General features: G+C 69.8%; 15 protein-coding genes and 1 pseudogene. 14 read left to right on the top strand and 2 right to left on the bottom strand.

Annotation, left to right across the window (positions count from 1 at the left end; all coding sequences use genetic code 11):
* Nucleotides 1-93: 93 nt before the first annotated feature.
* The 5 genes from alaS to AC5Y4H_RS05945 are packed head-to-tail and all read left to right on the top strand — an operon-like array spanning nucleotide 94 to nucleotide 5,796.
* Entirely contained in the window at nucleotides 94-2,796 is a 2,703-nt protein-coding gene (gene alaS, locus AC5Y4H_RS05965; protein ID WP_499979390.1) for an alanine--tRNA ligase, read from the top strand.
* Nucleotides 2,797-3,303: a Holliday junction resolvase RuvX gene (gene ruvX / locus AC5Y4H_RS05960; RefSeq protein WP_499979388.1), complete on the top strand. Its 507-nt coding sequence runs from the start codon at nucleotides 2,797-2,799 to the stop codon at nucleotides 3,301-3,303. It abuts the gene before it with no gap.
* Complete coding sequence (mltG, locus tag AC5Y4H_RS05955; protein WP_499979387.1) at nucleotides 3,296-4,543, top strand: endolytic transglycosylase MltG; 1,248 nt, start codon at nucleotides 3,296-3,298, stop codon at nucleotides 4,541-4,543. The genes ruvX and mltG overlap by 8 nt, the downstream gene beginning before the upstream one ends.
* Nucleotides 4,518-5,348, top strand: a complete 831-nt coding sequence (locus AC5Y4H_RS05950) for a shikimate dehydrogenase (RefSeq protein WP_499979385.1) — start codon at nucleotides 4,518-4,520, stop codon at nucleotides 5,346-5,348. The genes mltG and AC5Y4H_RS05950 overlap by 26 nt, the downstream gene beginning before the upstream one ends.
* Before the next feature lie 10 nt (nucleotides 5,349-5,358).
* The gene (locus AC5Y4H_RS05945) at nucleotides 5,359-5,796 is read left to right on the top strand and encodes a prepilin peptidase (RefSeq protein WP_499979383.1); all 438 of its coding nucleotides are present in this window, start codon (nucleotides 5,359-5,361) and stop codon (nucleotides 5,794-5,796) included.
* 5 nt (nucleotides 5,797-5,801) lie between these two features.
* Here AC5Y4H_RS05945 and AC5Y4H_RS05940 read toward each other — a convergent pair.
* Nucleotides 5,802-6,873 (bottom strand): annotated as a pseudogene (locus tag AC5Y4H_RS05940) (LLM class flavin-dependent oxidoreductase).
* 201 nt (nucleotides 6,874-7,074) lie between these two features.
* Here AC5Y4H_RS05940 and AC5Y4H_RS05935 point away from each other — a divergent pair.
* From AC5Y4H_RS05935 to aroQ, 5 genes are all read left to right on the top strand, one after another.
* Nucleotides 7,075-8,271: an acyl-CoA dehydrogenase family protein gene (locus AC5Y4H_RS05935; RefSeq protein ID WP_499979380.1), complete on the top strand. Its 1,197-nt coding sequence runs from the start codon at nucleotides 7,075-7,077 to the stop codon at nucleotides 8,269-8,271.
* Between the two features lie 80 nt (nucleotides 8,272-8,351).
* A complete protein-coding gene (aroC, locus tag AC5Y4H_RS05930) occupies nucleotides 8,352-9,557 on the top strand; it encodes a chorismate synthase (RefSeq protein WP_499979379.1) in 1,206 nt (401 codons plus the stop codon).
* Entirely contained in the window at nucleotides 9,557-10,093 is a 537-nt protein-coding gene (locus AC5Y4H_RS05925; RefSeq protein ID WP_499979378.1) for a shikimate kinase, read from the top strand. The genes aroC and AC5Y4H_RS05925 overlap by 1 nt, the downstream gene beginning before the upstream one ends.
* Nucleotides 10,090-11,181, top strand: coding sequence for a 3-dehydroquinate synthase (gene aroB / locus AC5Y4H_RS05920; protein WP_499979376.1), 1,092 nt, complete (start codon nucleotides 10,090-10,092; stop codon nucleotides 11,179-11,181). Before AC5Y4H_RS05925 ends, aroB begins: the two co-directional genes overlap by 4 nt.
* A complete protein-coding gene (gene aroQ / locus AC5Y4H_RS05915) occupies nucleotides 11,178-11,624 on the top strand; it encodes a type II 3-dehydroquinate dehydratase (RefSeq protein WP_499979375.1) in 447 nt (148 codons plus the stop codon). Before aroB ends, aroQ begins: the two co-directional genes overlap by 4 nt.
* Nucleotides 11,625-11,666: 42 nt before the next feature.
* On the opposite strand, the gene AC5Y4H_RS05910 is transcribed toward aroQ, so the two are convergent.
* Nucleotides 11,667-12,383, bottom strand: coding sequence for a B-4DMT family transporter (locus AC5Y4H_RS05910; RefSeq protein ID WP_499979374.1), 717 nt, complete (start codon nucleotides 12,381-12,383; stop codon nucleotides 11,667-11,669).
* Between the two features lie 33 nt (nucleotides 12,384-12,416).
* Between AC5Y4H_RS05910 and AC5Y4H_RS05905 the strand changes: the two genes are divergently transcribed.
* The 4 genes from AC5Y4H_RS05905 to AC5Y4H_RS05890 all read left to right on the top strand — a co-directional run bounded on the left by AC5Y4H_RS05905 (nucleotide 12,417) and on the right by AC5Y4H_RS05890 (nucleotide 15,132).
* Complete coding sequence (locus AC5Y4H_RS05905; protein ID WP_499979373.1) at nucleotides 12,417-13,526, top strand: M24 family metallopeptidase; 1,110 nt, start codon at nucleotides 12,417-12,419, stop codon at nucleotides 13,524-13,526.
* A gap of 147 nt (nucleotides 13,527-13,673) precedes the next feature.
* Nucleotides 13,674-14,237, top strand: a complete 564-nt coding sequence (gene efp / locus AC5Y4H_RS05900) for an elongation factor P (RefSeq protein WP_067932358.1) — start codon at nucleotides 13,674-13,676, stop codon at nucleotides 14,235-14,237.
* Nucleotides 14,234-14,737, top strand: a complete 504-nt coding sequence (gene nusB / locus AC5Y4H_RS05895) for a transcription antitermination factor NusB (protein WP_499979372.1) — start codon at nucleotides 14,234-14,236, stop codon at nucleotides 14,735-14,737. Before efp ends, nusB begins: the two co-directional genes overlap by 4 nt.
* Nucleotides 14,734-15,132: an antitermination protein NusB gene (locus AC5Y4H_RS05890; RefSeq protein WP_499979371.1), complete on the top strand. Its 399-nt coding sequence runs from the start codon at nucleotides 14,734-14,736 to the stop codon at nucleotides 15,130-15,132. Before nusB ends, AC5Y4H_RS05890 begins: the two co-directional genes overlap by 4 nt.
* Nucleotides 15,133-15,201: the final 69 nt, after the last annotated feature.

The following is a 15,201-nucleotide window of genomic DNA, read 5'->3' as shown; positions in this document are numbered from 1 at the left end:
GCGGTCGAAATGCGTCGTTAGACGGCTTCCCATGTCCCGGCGAATAGGCTGGGATCCAGACGTCGAAGTAACAGGAAGAAGCGGACTCCGAAAGTGCAGACACACGAGATCAGGAAACGGTTTCTTGATCATTTCGTGAAGGCCGGGCACACCGAGGTGCCGAGCGCATCGGTGATCCTCGATGATCCCAACCTGCTGTTCGTCAACGCGGGCATGGTTCAGTTCGTGCCTTACTTCTTGGGCGCCCGCACCCCCGAATACTCGACCGCCACCAGCATCCAAAAGTGCGTCCGCACCCCTGATATCGACGAGGTCGGTATCACCACCCGGCACAACACGTTCTTTCAGATGGCCGGCAACTTCTCGTTCGGCGACTATTTCAAGCGCGGCGCCATCGAACTGGCGTGGACGCTGCTGACCAACAGCGTCGAGCAGGGCGGCTACGGTCTCGATCCCGAACGCATCTGGACGACAGTCTTTTTCGACGACGACGAGGCCGTGCAACTGTGGCGGGAGATCGCCGGGCTGCCGGAGGAGCGCATCCAGCGCCGCGGCATGGAAGACAATTACTGGTCGATGGGCATCCCCGGCCCGTGTGGCCCGTCCTCGGAGATCTACTACGACCGCGGCCCGGAGTTCGGCGTCGATGGCGGTCCGATCGCCAACGAGGACCGCTACATCGAGATCTGGAACCTCGTGTTCATGCAGAACGAACGGGGCGAGGGCAGCGGCAAAGCCGACTTCGAGATCCTGGGGCCGTTGCCGCGCAAGAACATTGACACCGGCATGGGTGTGGAGCGGGTCGCGTTCATCCTGCAGGGCGTGCACAACGTCTACGAGACCGACCTGTTGCGGCCCGTCATCGACACCGCGGCGGCGCGGGCACCGCGCGGGTACGACGCGGGCAACCACGACGACGACGTGCGCTACCGGGTCATCGCCGACCACAGCCGCACCGCGGCCATCCTGATCGGCGACGGCGTGACGCCCGGCAATGACGGCCGCGGCTACGTGCTGCGCCGGTTGCTGCGCCGGGTGATCCGTTCGGCCAAGCTGCTCGACATCGAGGGACCCATCGTCGGTGACCTGATGGCCACCGTGCGCGACGCGATGGGCCCGTCGTATCCCGAACTGGTCGCCGACTTCGACCGCATCCGGCGCATCGCCGTCGCCGAGGAGACCGCGTTCAATCGCACGCTGACGGCGGGCTCCAAGCTGTTCGACGAGGTGGCCGGTACTACCAAAGCCTCTGGCGCGAAAGCGATCTCGGGGTCCGACGCCTTCACCCTGCACGACACGTACGGATTCCCGATCGAGCTCACGCTGGAAATGGCGTCCGAGGCCGGCCTGCGGGTGGACGAAGTCGGCTTCCGGGAATTGATGGCCGAGCAGCGCCGCCGCGCCAAGGCCGATGCGGCCGCGCGCAAGCACGCGCACGCCGACCTGACCGCCTACCGGGAACTGGTCGACGCGGGGCCCACCGAGTTCACCGGCTTCGACGAATTGACTTCCGAGGCAAAGATTCTGGGTATCTTCGTCGACGGCAAGCGGGTCCCGGTGGTCACCCACGGCGCCGAAGGGGCCGACCGGGTCGAACTCGTGCTGGACCGCACGCCGTTGTACGCGGAGGCCGGCGGGCAGATCGCCGACGAGGGCACGATCAGCGGGACGGGCGCCGGACAGAGCGCCCGCGCCGCGGTCACCGATGTGCAGAAGATCGCCAAAACCCTGTGGGTGCACCGGGTTAACGTCGAGTCCGGTGAATTCGTGGAGGGCGACACCGTCGTCGCGGCGGTCGACCCGCAGTGGCGCCGCGGGGCGACCCAGGGCCACTCCGGCACCCACATGGTGCACGCCGCGCTGCGGCAGGTGCTGGGCCCCAACGCCGTTCAGGCCGGGTCGCTGAACCGCCCGGGCTACCTGCGGTTCGACTTCAACTGGCAGGGGCCGCTCTCCGAAGACCAGCGCACCCAGGTCGAAGAGGTGACCAACCAGGCCGTGCAGGCCGACTTCGAAGTGCACACGTTCACCGAGCAGTTGGAGAGGGCCAAGGCGATGGGCGCGATGGCCATGTTCGGCGAGGCCTATCCCGACGAGGTCCGGGTGGTGGAGATCGGCGGCCCGTTCTCGCTGGAGCTCTGCGGTGGGACCCACGTGCACAACTCGGCTCAGATCGGGCCGGTGACGATCCTGGGCGAATCGTCGGTCGGTTCTGGGGTGCGCCGGGTGGAGGCCTACGTCGGGCTGGAGTCGTTCCGGCACCTGGCCAAGGAACGCGCGCTGATGGCGGGGCTGGCGTCCTCGCTGAAGGTGCCGTCCGACGAGGTCCCGGCCCGGGTGGCCAACCTGGTGGAGCGGCTCAAGGCGGCGGAGAAGGAGCTCGAACGCGCCCGGCTGGCCGGCGCGCGGGCCGCCGCGACCAACGCCGCGGCGGGCGCGGAGCGCATCGGTAACGTCCGTGTGGTGGCGCAACGGATGTCGGCTGGGATGACGGCGGCCGATCTGCGCTCCCTGGTCGGCGACATCCGCGGCAAGCTCGGCAGCGATCCCGCGGTGGTCGCGCTGATCGCCGAGGGCGGGGGCGGGTCGGTGCCGTACGCGGTCGCCGCCAACCCGGCCGCCCAAGATCTCGGGCTTCGCGCCAACGACCTGGTCAAGCAGCTCGCAGCGACCGTCGACGGACGTGGCGGCGGTAAGGCCGACCTGGCGCAGGGATCCGGCAAGGATCCGGCAGGCATCGACGCGGCGCTAGACGCGGTGCGTTCCGAGATCGCCGTGATAGCGCGGGTCGATTGAGTGGCCTGGACACAGCACCGCTTGCCTGACCGGCCCGGCGATCCTCACCAGGACCCTGGACGGGGACGACGCCTGGGCATCGACGTGGGCAGCGTCCGCATCGGCGTGGCCTGCAGCGACCCCGACGCCATCCTGGCCACCCCCGTCGAAACCGTCCGCCGCGACCGCAACGGCAAGCATCTGCGGCGGCTGGCCGCACTGGCGACCGAACTCGAGGCCGTCGAGGTGGTCGTCGGGCTGCCACGCACGCTGGCCGATCGCACCGGGCCGTCGGCGCTGGACGCGATCGAGGTGGCCGACGCGTTGGCCGAGCGGATCGCGCCCACTCCGGTGCGGCTGGCCGACGAGCGATTGACCACCGTGGCCGCGCAGCGCTCGCTGCGCGCGGCCGGGGTGCGGGCCAGGGAACAGCGTGCGGTGATCGATCAGGCGGCGGCGGTGGCGATCCTGCAGAGCTGGCTGGATCAGCGCCGCGCGGCGGTGGCCGGGGAGCTCAGCGATGGTTGACAGCGCACGGCGGGAGCGGGCCGAGCCGGAGGCGGTGGGCGCGCCGTCCCGGCGCAGGTCGACCCGCGTCGCCCGCAACCAGGCGAAGCGGGGCCGTCGGCGGCGCTTCGCCGCCAAGGTCGCGCTCGCGGTGTTCGTCGTGGTGGTGATCGCCGGCGTGTTCGCGGGCGGCAAGCTGTGGCACACGCTGTTCGGACTCGGTGACGACTACAGCGGTAGCGGCAAGCGAGACCTGGTGATCCAGGTCCAGGCCGGTGACTCGACCACCAACATCGGCGAGACGCTGCAAAAACAGCAGGTCATCAAGACGGTGCGGGCGTTCGTCAACGCCGCGCACGGCAACAGCGCCATCAATTCGATTCAGCCCGGCTTCTACCGGATGCGCACCGAAATCCCGGCGGCCGACGCCGTCTCACGGCTGACCGATCCGAATAGCCGGGTGGGCCGGCTGGTCATCCCCGAGGGCCGTCAGCTCGACGACACCACCGACATGAAGACCAACGTGGTGACGCCGGGAATCCTGACGCTGATCTCTCGAGCCACCTGTGTGGACCTCGACGGTGACACCCGCTGCGTCCGGGCGGAGGACCTGCGCGCGGCGGCGACCAACAGCTCCGCCCTGGCGTTGGCGGTGCCGCCATGGGCCACCGAACCCGTCGGCGAGCTCGGCAAGGACCACCGCCGGATCGAGGGCCTGATCGCGCCCGGCACCTTCAACATCGACCCGTCCGCTTCGCCGGAGACCATCCTGGCCACCCTGATCGGGGCGGGCGCCGAGGAGTACGTGAAGTCCGGGCTGGTGGACACCGCCCAGGCCATGGGCCTGTCGCCGTACGACATCCTGGTGGTGGCGTCGCTGGTGCAGCAGGAATCCAACTCCCAGGACTTCGCCAAGGTCGCGCAGGTCATCTACAACCGGCTGCACGCCCACCACACGCTCGAGTTCGACTCGACGGTCAACTACCCGCTGGACCGCCGCGAGGTGGCCACCAGCGACGCCGACCGGGCCCAGAAGACGCCGTGGAACACCTACGTGTCGCAGGGCTTGCCGGCCACCGCGATCTGTTCACCCGGAACCGACGCGCTGCACGCCGCCGAGCACCCGGAGCCCGGGGACTGGCTGTACTTCGTCACCATCGACGCTCAGGGCACGACGTTGTTCACCCGCGACTATCAACAACACCTGGCCAACATCGAGCTGGCTAAGCACAACGGTGTCCTCGACAGCACGCCCCGCTAGCGCGGGTTCTCGCAGGGCGGCTGTGCTCGGGAAGCCGATCGCCCACTCGAAATCCCCGCAGTTGCACCTGGCGGCCTACCGCGCGCTCGGCCTGGCCGACTGGACCTACGACCGCATCGAATGCGACGCCGAACAGCTACCGGGCGTGGTCGGCGGATTCGGCCCCGAATGGGTCGGGGTGTCAGTGACGATGCCCGGCAAGTTCGCCGCCCTGCGGTTCGCCGACGAGCGCACCGACCGTGCGCAGCGGGTGGGCTCGGCCAACACCCTGGTGCGTACGCCGACCGGCTGGCGGGCCGACAACACCGACATCGACGGCGTCGCCGGGGCGCTCGGCAGCGCTTCTGGATGGGCGCTCGTCTGTGGATCGGGCGGCACCGCGCCGGCCGCCGTCGCCGGCCTGGCCCAACTGGGCGTCGCCGGTATCACCGTGGTGGCCCGCAATGCCGGCAAGGCGGACCGGTTAGTGGACCTGGGCAAGCAACTGGGCGTGCCGACCCGGTTCTGCGACCTGGACGGCGACGGGCTGATCGACGAGGTGGCGGGCGCCGAGGTGCTGGTCAGCACCATCCCGGCGGACGTGGCCGAGCGCTATGCCGGCACCTTCGACAGCATCGGTGTGCTGCTGGACACCGTCTACGATCCGTGGCCCACGCCGCTGGCCGCCGCGGTGAGCGCCGCCGGCGGCCGGGTGGTCAGCGGTCTGCAGATGCTGCTGCACCAGGCTTTCGCGCAGGTGGAACAGTTCACCGGGCTGCCCGCGCCCCGCGAGGCCATGACTTGCGCGGTGGCCGCACCGGATTAGCCTGCCGCGCATGCGGATCGCGACGGCGTGTCTGGTGTTGGCCTGGTTGGCGGCGCTGAGTTGCTATGACCTCCGCGAACGGCGCCTGCCCAACGCCCTGACGCTGACCGGGGCCGCGGCGGTGCTGGCCGTCGCGACTTTGGCCGGGCGCGGGCTACCGGCGCTGGCTGGAGCCGCGGCCTTGACCGCGGTCTACCTGGCGGTGCACTGCGCGGCGCCGCGCGGCATGGGCGCCGGTGACGTCAAGCTGGCGCTCGGTGTGGGCGCGCTGACAGGTTGCTTCGGCGTCGGCGTGTGGTTTCTGGCCGCGTTGGGGGCGCCGCTGCTGACCGCGGTGGTCGGGGCCCTCGCCCGCCTTCGCGATTCTGCAGACGGCACGGCCGCGGTACCCCATGGGCCGTCGATGTGTCTGGCGAGCGCGGCGGGCGTCGGGCTCGCGCTGCTCTGACGCCCTCAGTCCGGCACGGCGGTGGGGCGCAGCAGCGGCAACAACTCGTCGCCCAGCCTGACCGTCTCGGACGTGTACGGGGTGTCGGACAACACGAAATGGCTGACCCCGAGGTCGGCGTATCTGCGCAACGCGTCAGCGACTTCGACGGCCGAGCCGACCAGCCAGGTCGTGCCGGCGCCCTCCCCGCCGTATCTGCTCGGCGTCGTGTACAGGCAGGAATCAAGCACTTCTCCGCGCCCGGCAAGGTCGTTGAGCCGCCGCTGCCCCTCGGACCCCGCCGGGTCGTGCAGCAGCAGCATGGGCGGCGTGCCGGCCAGCCTGGCGACCTTCGCCTCGGCGTCGTGCCACGCCTGCTCGGAGGTCGCGCACCAGTGTGGTCACCCGAAGACCGAATTCCAGCGGCGCGTGTTCGCGACCGAGCTTGTCGGACAACGACTTAAGCCTGTCGATGCGTTCGGCGATCCCGTCCAGTGACTCGCCCCAGAACAGTTGGACGTCCGCGTCGGTCGCGGCGACCTGCTCGGCGGTCGCCGATGCGCCGCCGAAGTACAGCTTCGGGAACCGGCCGTCGGCCGCACCGAGCGGGCGCGGCTGCAGCGTCGAGTGTTCGACGGTGAAGAACTCGCCGCGGAAGGTGACGTCGTCCTCGCTCCACAACCTGCGAACCAGCCGCATGAATTCGCGGGTGCGGTCGTAGCGCCGTGCTTTGTCGACTTCGGTGTCGCCGTAGGCGGCCAAGTCGTCGGCGCCGCTCACGATGTTGATCAACAGCCGCCCGTCGTTGAGCCGGTCCAGCGTCGCCGCCGCACTGGCAAAATGCGCCGGCTGCCAGTAGCCGGGGCGGACCGCGACCAGGGGGGCGAAGTTGTTGGTGCGCGCGGCGATTGCGGTCGCGACGGTGAAAGTGTCCGGCCGCCCCCAGCCGGTGCCGATCAGCGCGCCTTCCCAGCCGTGCTGCTCGGCGCGCAGCGCCAAGTCGACCGAATAGTCCAGGCTTCCCCAGCCATCGACGGTGTCGTCGCCTCGATGGCCCGGCTCGACGGTATTCGGTATGTACCAGAGAAATTGCCCCACCAGGCAACATGGTGGCACATGGCCGCGACGGCGTGGCGCGGCTTCGCGGCTTATCGCATCGTCATCGGGGAATCGGCGCGGATCAAAGTCGGTGTTGGGCGAAAAATTCAGGACGCTGCAAACCGTTGCCGGTAACGTCCGCTCCTGACAGCCTTTCGGGCTGGCGTACGACAGTTATTCGCCCAGAGAGGCTTTGCTCCCGTGCCCGTTGGATCCGACGAATACCCGGCGGGGGTCGACGGGGTGCTCGCCGAAATCGCCGCCGACTACCGCCAGCGGTTGGCCGAGGGCGGAACGCGGCCACCCCTGCGCGGCCTCCAACTCGTCCGCGACCATCGGTGGGGCGCGGTGCGATTGGCCCGCGAGCACGGCGGCGCCGGCTACTCGGTGGCCCGATTCTTCGACCATCTCATCGCGCTCGCCGCGGCCGATCCCGACGTGGCCCACATCCTGCGAATCCACTACGCATTGGTGGAGGAGTTACAGGTCACGCCCCGGCCGCCGGGCAGCGACCGGTGGATCGCGGTGATCGCCGCCGGCGGGCTGATCGGCGGCGCCAACGCCGAGAAGAGCCAGAAGTCGATCGGGGGCAACGAGCGTGACACCCGGCTGGTGTCGACCCCGGACGGACTGCGGCTGCGCGGCCGGAAGTTCTACAGCACCGGTGCGCAGTTCTCCGATTATCTGCGCATCACCGCGCAGGACGACGACAACACCCCGACCGCCGTGGTGATCCCGGTGGACCGGACCGGTGTCGAGCACCTCGACGACTGGGACGGCATCGGCCAGCGCCAAACAGGCAGCGGCACAACGGTATTCAACGACGTCGTGGTCGCGCCCGACGAGGTGTTTCCGATGGCCGACACGATCGGGGTGAACCGCGCCCGGGGCGCGCTGATGCAGCTGTACCTGCACGCGATAGCCGGCGGCATCCTGCGGTCCCTGACCGAAGACGCCGCGGCGCTGGTGCGCGGCCGGGGACGCACCTACACATTCGCCAGCGTCGACGAGCCCACCTCGGAACCCCAGCTGCTGCAGATCGTCGGCGAGATCGACGCCGTGGCCTACGCCGCGCAGGCGTTGGTGCACAGCGCGGCGGTCGAGCTGGGACTCGCGTTGGAGGCGGCGCGCGACACCGGGATCGACCCCGATCTCGAAACCAGGTCGTCGATCGCGGCCGCGCGCGTCAAGGTCGCGATCCAGGAGCCCGCGCTGCGGGCCGCCTCGCGCATCTTCGACGCCGGGGGCGCTTCGGCCGTGCAGGCCTCGGCATTGTTGGACCGGCACTGGCGCAACCTGCGGACGTTGTTCTCGCACAATCCGACCGTCTATAAGGCGCGGGTGCTCGGCGATATCGCCGTCAACGGCGCGGACCTGCCGCAGAGCAGTTTCTTCTGACCCGCGCCGCGCGCGGACCCGCTACCGCCGCGGACTGCGCGAATCGGCTTTTCGGAACTCGACATGGGAAGATGGGACCCGTGTTGCGTTGGATCACTGCTGGGGAATCGCATGGCCGCGCGCTGGTGGCCGTGCTCGAAGGCATGGTCGCCGGTGTGGAGATCACCTCCCTCGACATCGCCGAACAGCTGGCCCGGCGCCGTCTCGGTTACGGCCGCGGCGCCCGGATGGCCTTCGAGCGTGACGCGGTGAGCGTGTTGTCCGGGGTGCGTCACGGCGTCACCCTGGGCGGGCCCATCGCCGTCGAGATCGGCAATACCGAATGGCCGAAGTGGGAGACCGTGATGGCCGCCGACCCGGTCGACCCGGGGGAGCTGGCGGACAGCGCGCGCAATGCGCCGCTCACCCGGCCCCGGCCCGGCCACGCCGACTACGCGGGCATGCTCAAGTACGGCTTCGATGACGCGCGGCCGGTGCTGGAGCGGGCGAGCGCCCGCGAGACCGCGGCCCGCGTCGCGGCCGCGACCGTCGCCCGCGCGTTTCTGCGTCAGGCGCTCGGCGTCGAGGTGCTGTCGCACGTGGTCGCGATCGGCCCGTCCGCGCCCTACGAGGGCCCGCCGCCGGGCCCGGGCGACCTGCCCGCGATCGACGCGAGCCCGGTGCGCGCCTTCGACAAGGCGACCGAGGAGGCGATGATCGCCGAGATCGAAGCCGCCAAGAAGGACGGCGACACGCTCGGCGGTGTGGTCGAGGTGGTGGTCGTGGGCCTGCCCGTCGGGCTGGGTTCGTTCACCAGTGGCGACAACCGGCTCGACAGCCAACTCGCCGCCGCCGTCATGGGTATCCAGGCGATCAAGGGCGTCGAGATCGGCGACGGTTTCGAGACGGCACGCCGCCGCGGCAGCCGTGCCCACGACGAGATGTACCCCGGCCCCGACGGCGTGATCCGCTCGACCAACCGCGCGGGCGGCCTGGAAGGCGGCATGACGAACGGCCAGCCGCTGCGGGTGCGCGCCGCGATGAAGCCCATCTCGACGGTGCCGCGGGCGCTGGCCACCGTCGACATGGCGACCGGCGACGAGGCCGTCGCGATCCACCAGCGCTCGGACGTGTGCGCGGTGCCGGCCGCCGGTGTGGTGGTCGAGGCCATGGTGGCGCTGGTGCTGGCCCGGGCGGCGCTGCAGAAGTTCGGTGGCGATTCGCTGGCCGAAACCCGCCGCAACGTCGACGCCTACCGGCAGGCGGTCGCCGAGCGGGAGTCGCCGGCCGCCCGGGGCACCGCGTAATGGCGCCCAAAGCGGTTTTGGTGGGGCTGCCCGGGTCGGGCAAGTCCACAATCGGCCGGCGGCTGGCCAAGGCGCTCGGGGTCGATTTCCTGGACACCGACGTGGCCATCGAGCAGCAGACCGGGCGCCGCATCGCCGACATCTTCGGCACCGACGGCGAGCCGGAATTCCGGCGCATCGAGGAGGGCGTGGTGCGCGCCGCGCTGGCCGACCACGACGGCGTGGTGTCACTCGGGGGCGGCGCGGTCACCAGCCCTGGGGTGCGCGAGGCGCTCGCCGGACACACCGTCATCTACCTGGAGATCAGCGCCAGCGAAGGCGTGCGGCGCACCGGCGGCAACACCGTGCGCCCGCTGCTGGCCGGACCCGATCGCGCCGACAAGTACCGCGCGCTGCTGGCCGAACGCAGCCCGCTGTACCGGCGGGCGGCGACCATCCGCGTCGACACCAACCGGCGCAATCCCGGCGCGGTGGTGCGCTATATCGTGTCGCGGTTGGAGGCGCCCGCCCCTGATCCCTGCCGAGCCGCCACATGAGTGATCTTGGCGATCCGGTCACCATCGAGGTGGCCGTCGACCCGCCGTACCCGGTGATCATCGGTACCGGCCTGCTGGGCGAGCTGGACGAACTTCTCTGCGGCCGGCACAAGGTCGCCATCGTGCATCAGCCGGTGCTGACGGAGACCGCCGAGGTGATCCGAAGCCGGCTGGCGGACAAGGGCGTTGACGCGCACCGCATCGAAATCCCGGACGCCGAGGAGGGCAAGGACCTCCCGGTGGTCGGCTTCCTGTGGGAAGTCTTGGGCCGCATCGGGATTGGGCGCAAAGACGCGTTGGTCAGCCTCGGCGGCGGAGCGGCGACCGACGTCGCCGGGTTCGCGGCCGCCACGTGGCTGCGCGGCGTCGACATCGTGCACGTGCCCACCACGCTGCTCGGCATGGTCGACGCGGCCGTCGGTGGCAAGACCGGGATCAACACCGACGCGGGCAAGAACCTGGTCGGGTCGTTCCATCAGCCACACGCCGTTCTGGTCGACCTGTCGACGCTGCAGACGTTGCCGCCCAACGAACTTGTCGCGGGGATGGCCGAAATCGTCAAGGCGGGATTCATCGCCGATCCGGTGATTCTCGACCTCATCGAGGCCGATCCGCAGGCCGCGGTCGACCCGTCGGGTGACGTGCTGGCGGAGCTGATCCGCCGTGCGATCGCCGTCAAGGCGGAGGTGGTGGCCGCCGACGAGAAAGAGTCGGAGCTGCGCGAAATCCTCAACTACGGGCACACGTTGGGGCACGCGATCGAGCGCCGCGAGCGCTACCAGTGGCGGCACGGCGCCGCGGTATCGGTGGGCCTGGTCTTCGCCGCCGAGCTGGCCCGGCTGGCCGGCCGCCTCGACGACGCCACCGCGCAGCGGCACCGCACCATTCTGTCCGCGCTCGGCCTGCCGGTCAGCTACGACGCCGACGCGTTGCCGCAGTTGCTGGAATTCATGGCGGGAGACAAGAAGTCGCGCGCCGGGGTGCTGCGGTTCGTTGTCCTCGACGGCCTGGCCAAGCCGGGCCGGCTGGCGGGTCCCGACCCGTCACTGCTGGCGGCTGCCTATGCCGGACTCGCGGAGGTGCCATGACCACGACCGTGAACGTCATCAACGGCCCGAACCTGGGGCGGCTGGGCCTGCGTGAGCCGGACGTTTACGGCGACACGACCCACGATGAACTGGCCGCGCTGATCGAGCGGGAGGCCGACGCGCTCGGCCTCAAAGCCGTTGTGCGACAGAGCGATAACGAAGCAGAACTGCTGGACTGGATCCATTCCGCCGCCGACGCGGGCGACCCGGTGATCCTCAACGCCGGCGGGCTCACCCACACATCGGTGGCGCTGCGCGACGCGTGCGCCGAGTTGGGTGCCCCCCTGATCGAGGTGCACATCTCCAATGTTTATGCGCGCGAGGAGTTTCGGCGACACTCCTACCTCAGCCCGGTAGCGACCGGCGTGATCGTCGGGCTGGGGGTGCAGGGCTATCTGCTCGCCCTGCGCTATCTGGCCGGCGAGCAAGGCGCCAAAAGCTAGTCCTTGTCGTGTTCCTTGCCGGGCCTGGTGTGCTCGTCGCGGCTATTTGCGCCGCTCCTCCTCATCGCTTCGCTCTGCATCGTCGCCGCCGCGGGTGCGGATCACCTCGGTCTTCGGGTCGTCGCCGGGCTTGGCGATCGTCTCGGTCGGTGATTCGGTGGTGGACACCTTGTCGGTGGGCGCCTCGCGCTCGGCCGTGGCGACGGACGCGGTCCGCTCCTCGGTGTGGGCAGGCGACCCCTGCGTGGGAATCTCGCCGGTGGGCGCGTCGTCGGCGCGCACCGCGGAGAACACGTCAGTGTCGGCCCGGTCCTCGTCGGTGCCGGGCCGGCGTGCCGGCGGATTGCGATCGACTCGCCAGCGCCCGATGGTCACGCCGATGATTCCCGGCACGAAGACAATCAGGGCGGTGAAGGCGGCGAACGTCGTCAGCTCATTGAGCAGCCCCCCGGTGTACAGGCCGCTGTAAAAGGTCGCGATCAGCCAGGTGACGGCTCCGCTGAGCACACCGGCTACCAGGCCGGCGAGCAGCCAGGTCATGGCCAAGTCGCCGCGGCGATCCGGGTCGGGGTTGGCGATGGCGTCGGCCCGGCCGTCGCGAATCCCCCAGATGATCACGCCGATGATGAACACAAGCAGCAGCAACACGCTGAACAGCGTCGCCTGCGTCTGCCACGCGTTGATCAACGCACCCTGGAACAATCGGACCACGACCATCGCCGCGGCGTAGACCAATCCGCGCAGCATCCAGTTACTCATGGCCCAAAAGCGTAGCGAGTACCGTCAAGACCCGTGACACATTCACAGCGTCGAAACAGGCTCAGGGCGCGACTCGAGGCCGCCGGATTGAATGCGCTGCTGGTCACGGACCTGGTGAACGTCCGTTACCTCTCCGGTTTTACCGGGTCCAACGGCGCGTTGCTGGTGTTCGCCGACGATCGCGGCCCGGTGCTGGCCACCGATGGGCGATACCGGACCCAGGCGGCCGAGCAGGCACCGGACCTCGAAGTCGCGATCGAACGCGCGCTGGGACGTCACCTGGCCGCACGGGCCGCCGAGGCGGGCGCGCACAAGCTGGGCTTCGAGAGCAACGTGGTGACCGTCGACGGATTCGACGCCCTGACCCGGGAGCTGGACGAGCGGAAGTCGGGCACCGAGCTGGTCAAGGCGGCCGGAACGGTCGAGGCACTGCGTGAGGTCAAAGACGCCGGTGAGGTCGCGCTGCTGCGGCTGGCCTGCGAGGCGGCCGACGCGGCACTGACCGAGCTGGTCGCGCGTGGCGGCCTGCGGCCCGGGCGGACCGAACGCGAGGTCAGCCGCGAGCTGGAGGCCCTGATGCTGGACCACGGCGCCGACGCGATCTCATTCGAGACCATCGTGGCCGCCGGACCGAATTCGGCGATCCCGCATCACCGCCCCACCGATGCGGTGCTGGCGGGCGGCGACTTCGTCAAGATCGACTTCGGCGCGCTGGTCGGCGGTTATCACTCCGACATGACCCGCACCTTCGTGCTGGGCAAGGCCGCCGACTGGCAGCTGGAGATCTACCGCCTGGTCGCCGACTCGCAGCGGGCCGGCCGCGAGGCGCTGCACGCCGGCGCCGACCTGCGCGAGGTGGACGCCGCGGCACGCCAGGTGATCGCCGACGCCGGCTATGGCGAGCAATTCAGCCACAGCCTGGGCCACGGCGTGGGCCTGGAAATCCACGAAGCGCCCGGCATCGGCGCCACGTCGACCGGCACGTTGCTGGCCGAATCCGTGGTGACCGTGGAGCCCGGCGTCTACCTGCCCGGCCGCGGTGGGGTGCGCATCGAGGACACGCTGGTGGTGCCCGACGAGGCTCGCGGCAAGCCCCCGGAATTGCTGACGAAGTTCCCCAAGGAGCTGACCGTTTTGGCGTAGTCCCGGAGGTGCACCGCTCATGGGGTTTCGCGCGTCACCGCCCGACCCCGGCCCGGGGGGCGCGACCGCGGAGCGCTCTAAACTAGCCGACAAGTCACAGACAGTTCCGCAGACGACTGTCCAACGTCCGAGGAGATATACCGAACCGTGGCAAGCACTGCCGATTTCAAGAACGGACTGGTGCTGGTGATCGACGGCCAGCTCTGGCAGATCGTCGAGTTCCAGCACGTCAAACCGGGCAAGGGCCCCGCATTCGTGCGGACCAAGCTGAAGAACGTGCTCTCCGGCAAGGTCGTCGACAAGACCTACAACGCCGGCGTGAAGGTGGAGACGGCCACCGTCGACCGGCGCGACACCACCTACCTCTACCGCGACGGGTCGGACTTCGTGTTCATGGACAGCCAGGATTACGAGCAGCACCCGCTGCCCGAGTCGTTGGTCGGCGACGCGGCCCGGTTCCTGCTGGAGGGCCTGCCGGTGCAGGTGGCCTTCCACGACGGCGCTCCGTTGTACATCGAGCTGCCCGTGTCGGTCGAGATGGAAGTCACGCACACGGAGCCGGGCCTGCAGGGCGACCGGTCCAGTGCCGGCACCAAGCCCGCCACCGTCGAGACCGGGGCCGAAATCCAGGTGCCGCTGTTCATCAACACCGGAGACAAGCTGAAGGTCGACACGCGTGACGGCAGCTACCTGGGGCGCGTCAACGCGTGAGCAGACCCGTCAGGGGACGCCATCAAGCCCGCAAACGTGCCGTCGACCTGTTGTTCGAAGCCGAGGCCCGTGGGCTGAGCCCGGCGGAGATCGTCGACGTCCGCACCGGGCTCGCCGAAACGAACGCGGAAATCGCGGCCCTGCAGCCGTATACGGCTGCGGTGGCCCTGGGCGTCGGCGAACAGGCCGCGCACATCGACGACCTGATCAGCTCGCATCTGCAGGGCTGGACGCTGGACCGGCTGCCCGCCGTGGACCGCGCCATCCTGCGGGTCGCGGTCTGGGAGCTGCTGTATGCGGACGACGTGCCGGAGCCGGTCGCGGTCGACGAGGCCGTCCAGCTGGCCAAGGAACTGTCCACCGACGACTCGCCGGGCTTCGTCAATGGGGTTCTGGGCCACGTCATGCTGGTGACGCCGCAGATCAGGGCCGCCGCCCGGGCGGTCCGGGGCGCGGTGGGTTCCGACATGACACCGGAGGACCACGGACCGCAGCCATGACCCGGTTGGAGCTGCGCCTGCTCATCGCGGCCGTCCTGGCCGCGACGGTGGTGCTGGGTGCGGTGATCTGCGCCGCATACGGGCTGACCATCGTCGCCTCGGTGCTCTCGATCTACGCGCTCGGTGTGGGCGCCTGGCTCTATCACTGCGTCGAACGGGTGCTCGTCGCCCGCCGCATCAGCACGGTGCGCTCGGCGGCCAAGCCGCTGCAGCCGCTGCTGCCGGTGATGGCCGCGATCATGGGGCTGACGCAGGGCGTGGTGAGGTCGCTCACCGATGTCACCGAGTTGCCGGCCCGCCGCTGGGAGCTGCCGATGCTGCGGTGGACGGACGGCGCCCGGGGGCGACGGCGGGTAATAGAGGGTGACGTGGACAGCGACGACGAGGCGGATTGATCGAGCTCCGGTGAAACGACCACGGGCGTCGCGCGGCGGGTTGACAATACGAGCGGCACGTCAGCGGCG

The organism is Mycobacterium sp. NGS58 (genome assembly GCF_059812385.1).
Note: the sequence above shows the minus strand (reverse complement) of the source record. Positions and strands in the feature narration are given on the sequence as shown.

Coding starts and splice junctions, on each gene's coding strand:
- mltG (WP_499979387.1), top strand. CDS start 3,296: ATGGTTGACAGCGCACGGCGGGAGCGGGCCGAGCCGGAGGCGGTGGGC.
- AC5Y4H_RS05945 (WP_499979383.1), top strand. CDS start 5,359: ATGCGGATCGCGACGGCGTGTCTGGTGTTGGCCTGGTTGGCGGCGCTG.
- AC5Y4H_RS05925 (WP_499979378.1), top strand. CDS start 9,557: ATGGCGCCCAAAGCGGTTTTGGTGGGGCTGCCCGGGTCGGGCAAGTCC.
- aroB (WP_499979376.1), top strand. CDS start 10,090: ATGAGTGATCTTGGCGATCCGGTCACCATCGAGGTGGCCGTCGACCCG.
- aroQ (WP_499979375.1), top strand. CDS start 11,178: ATGACCACGACCGTGAACGTCATCAACGGCCCGAACCTGGGGCGGCTG.
- AC5Y4H_RS05910 (WP_499979374.1), bottom strand. CDS start 12,383: ATGAGTAACTGGATGCTGCGCGGATTGGTCTACGCCGCGGCGATGGTC.
- AC5Y4H_RS05890 (WP_499979371.1), top strand. CDS start 14,734: ATGACCCGGTTGGAGCTGCGCCTGCTCATCGCGGCCGTCCTGGCCGCG.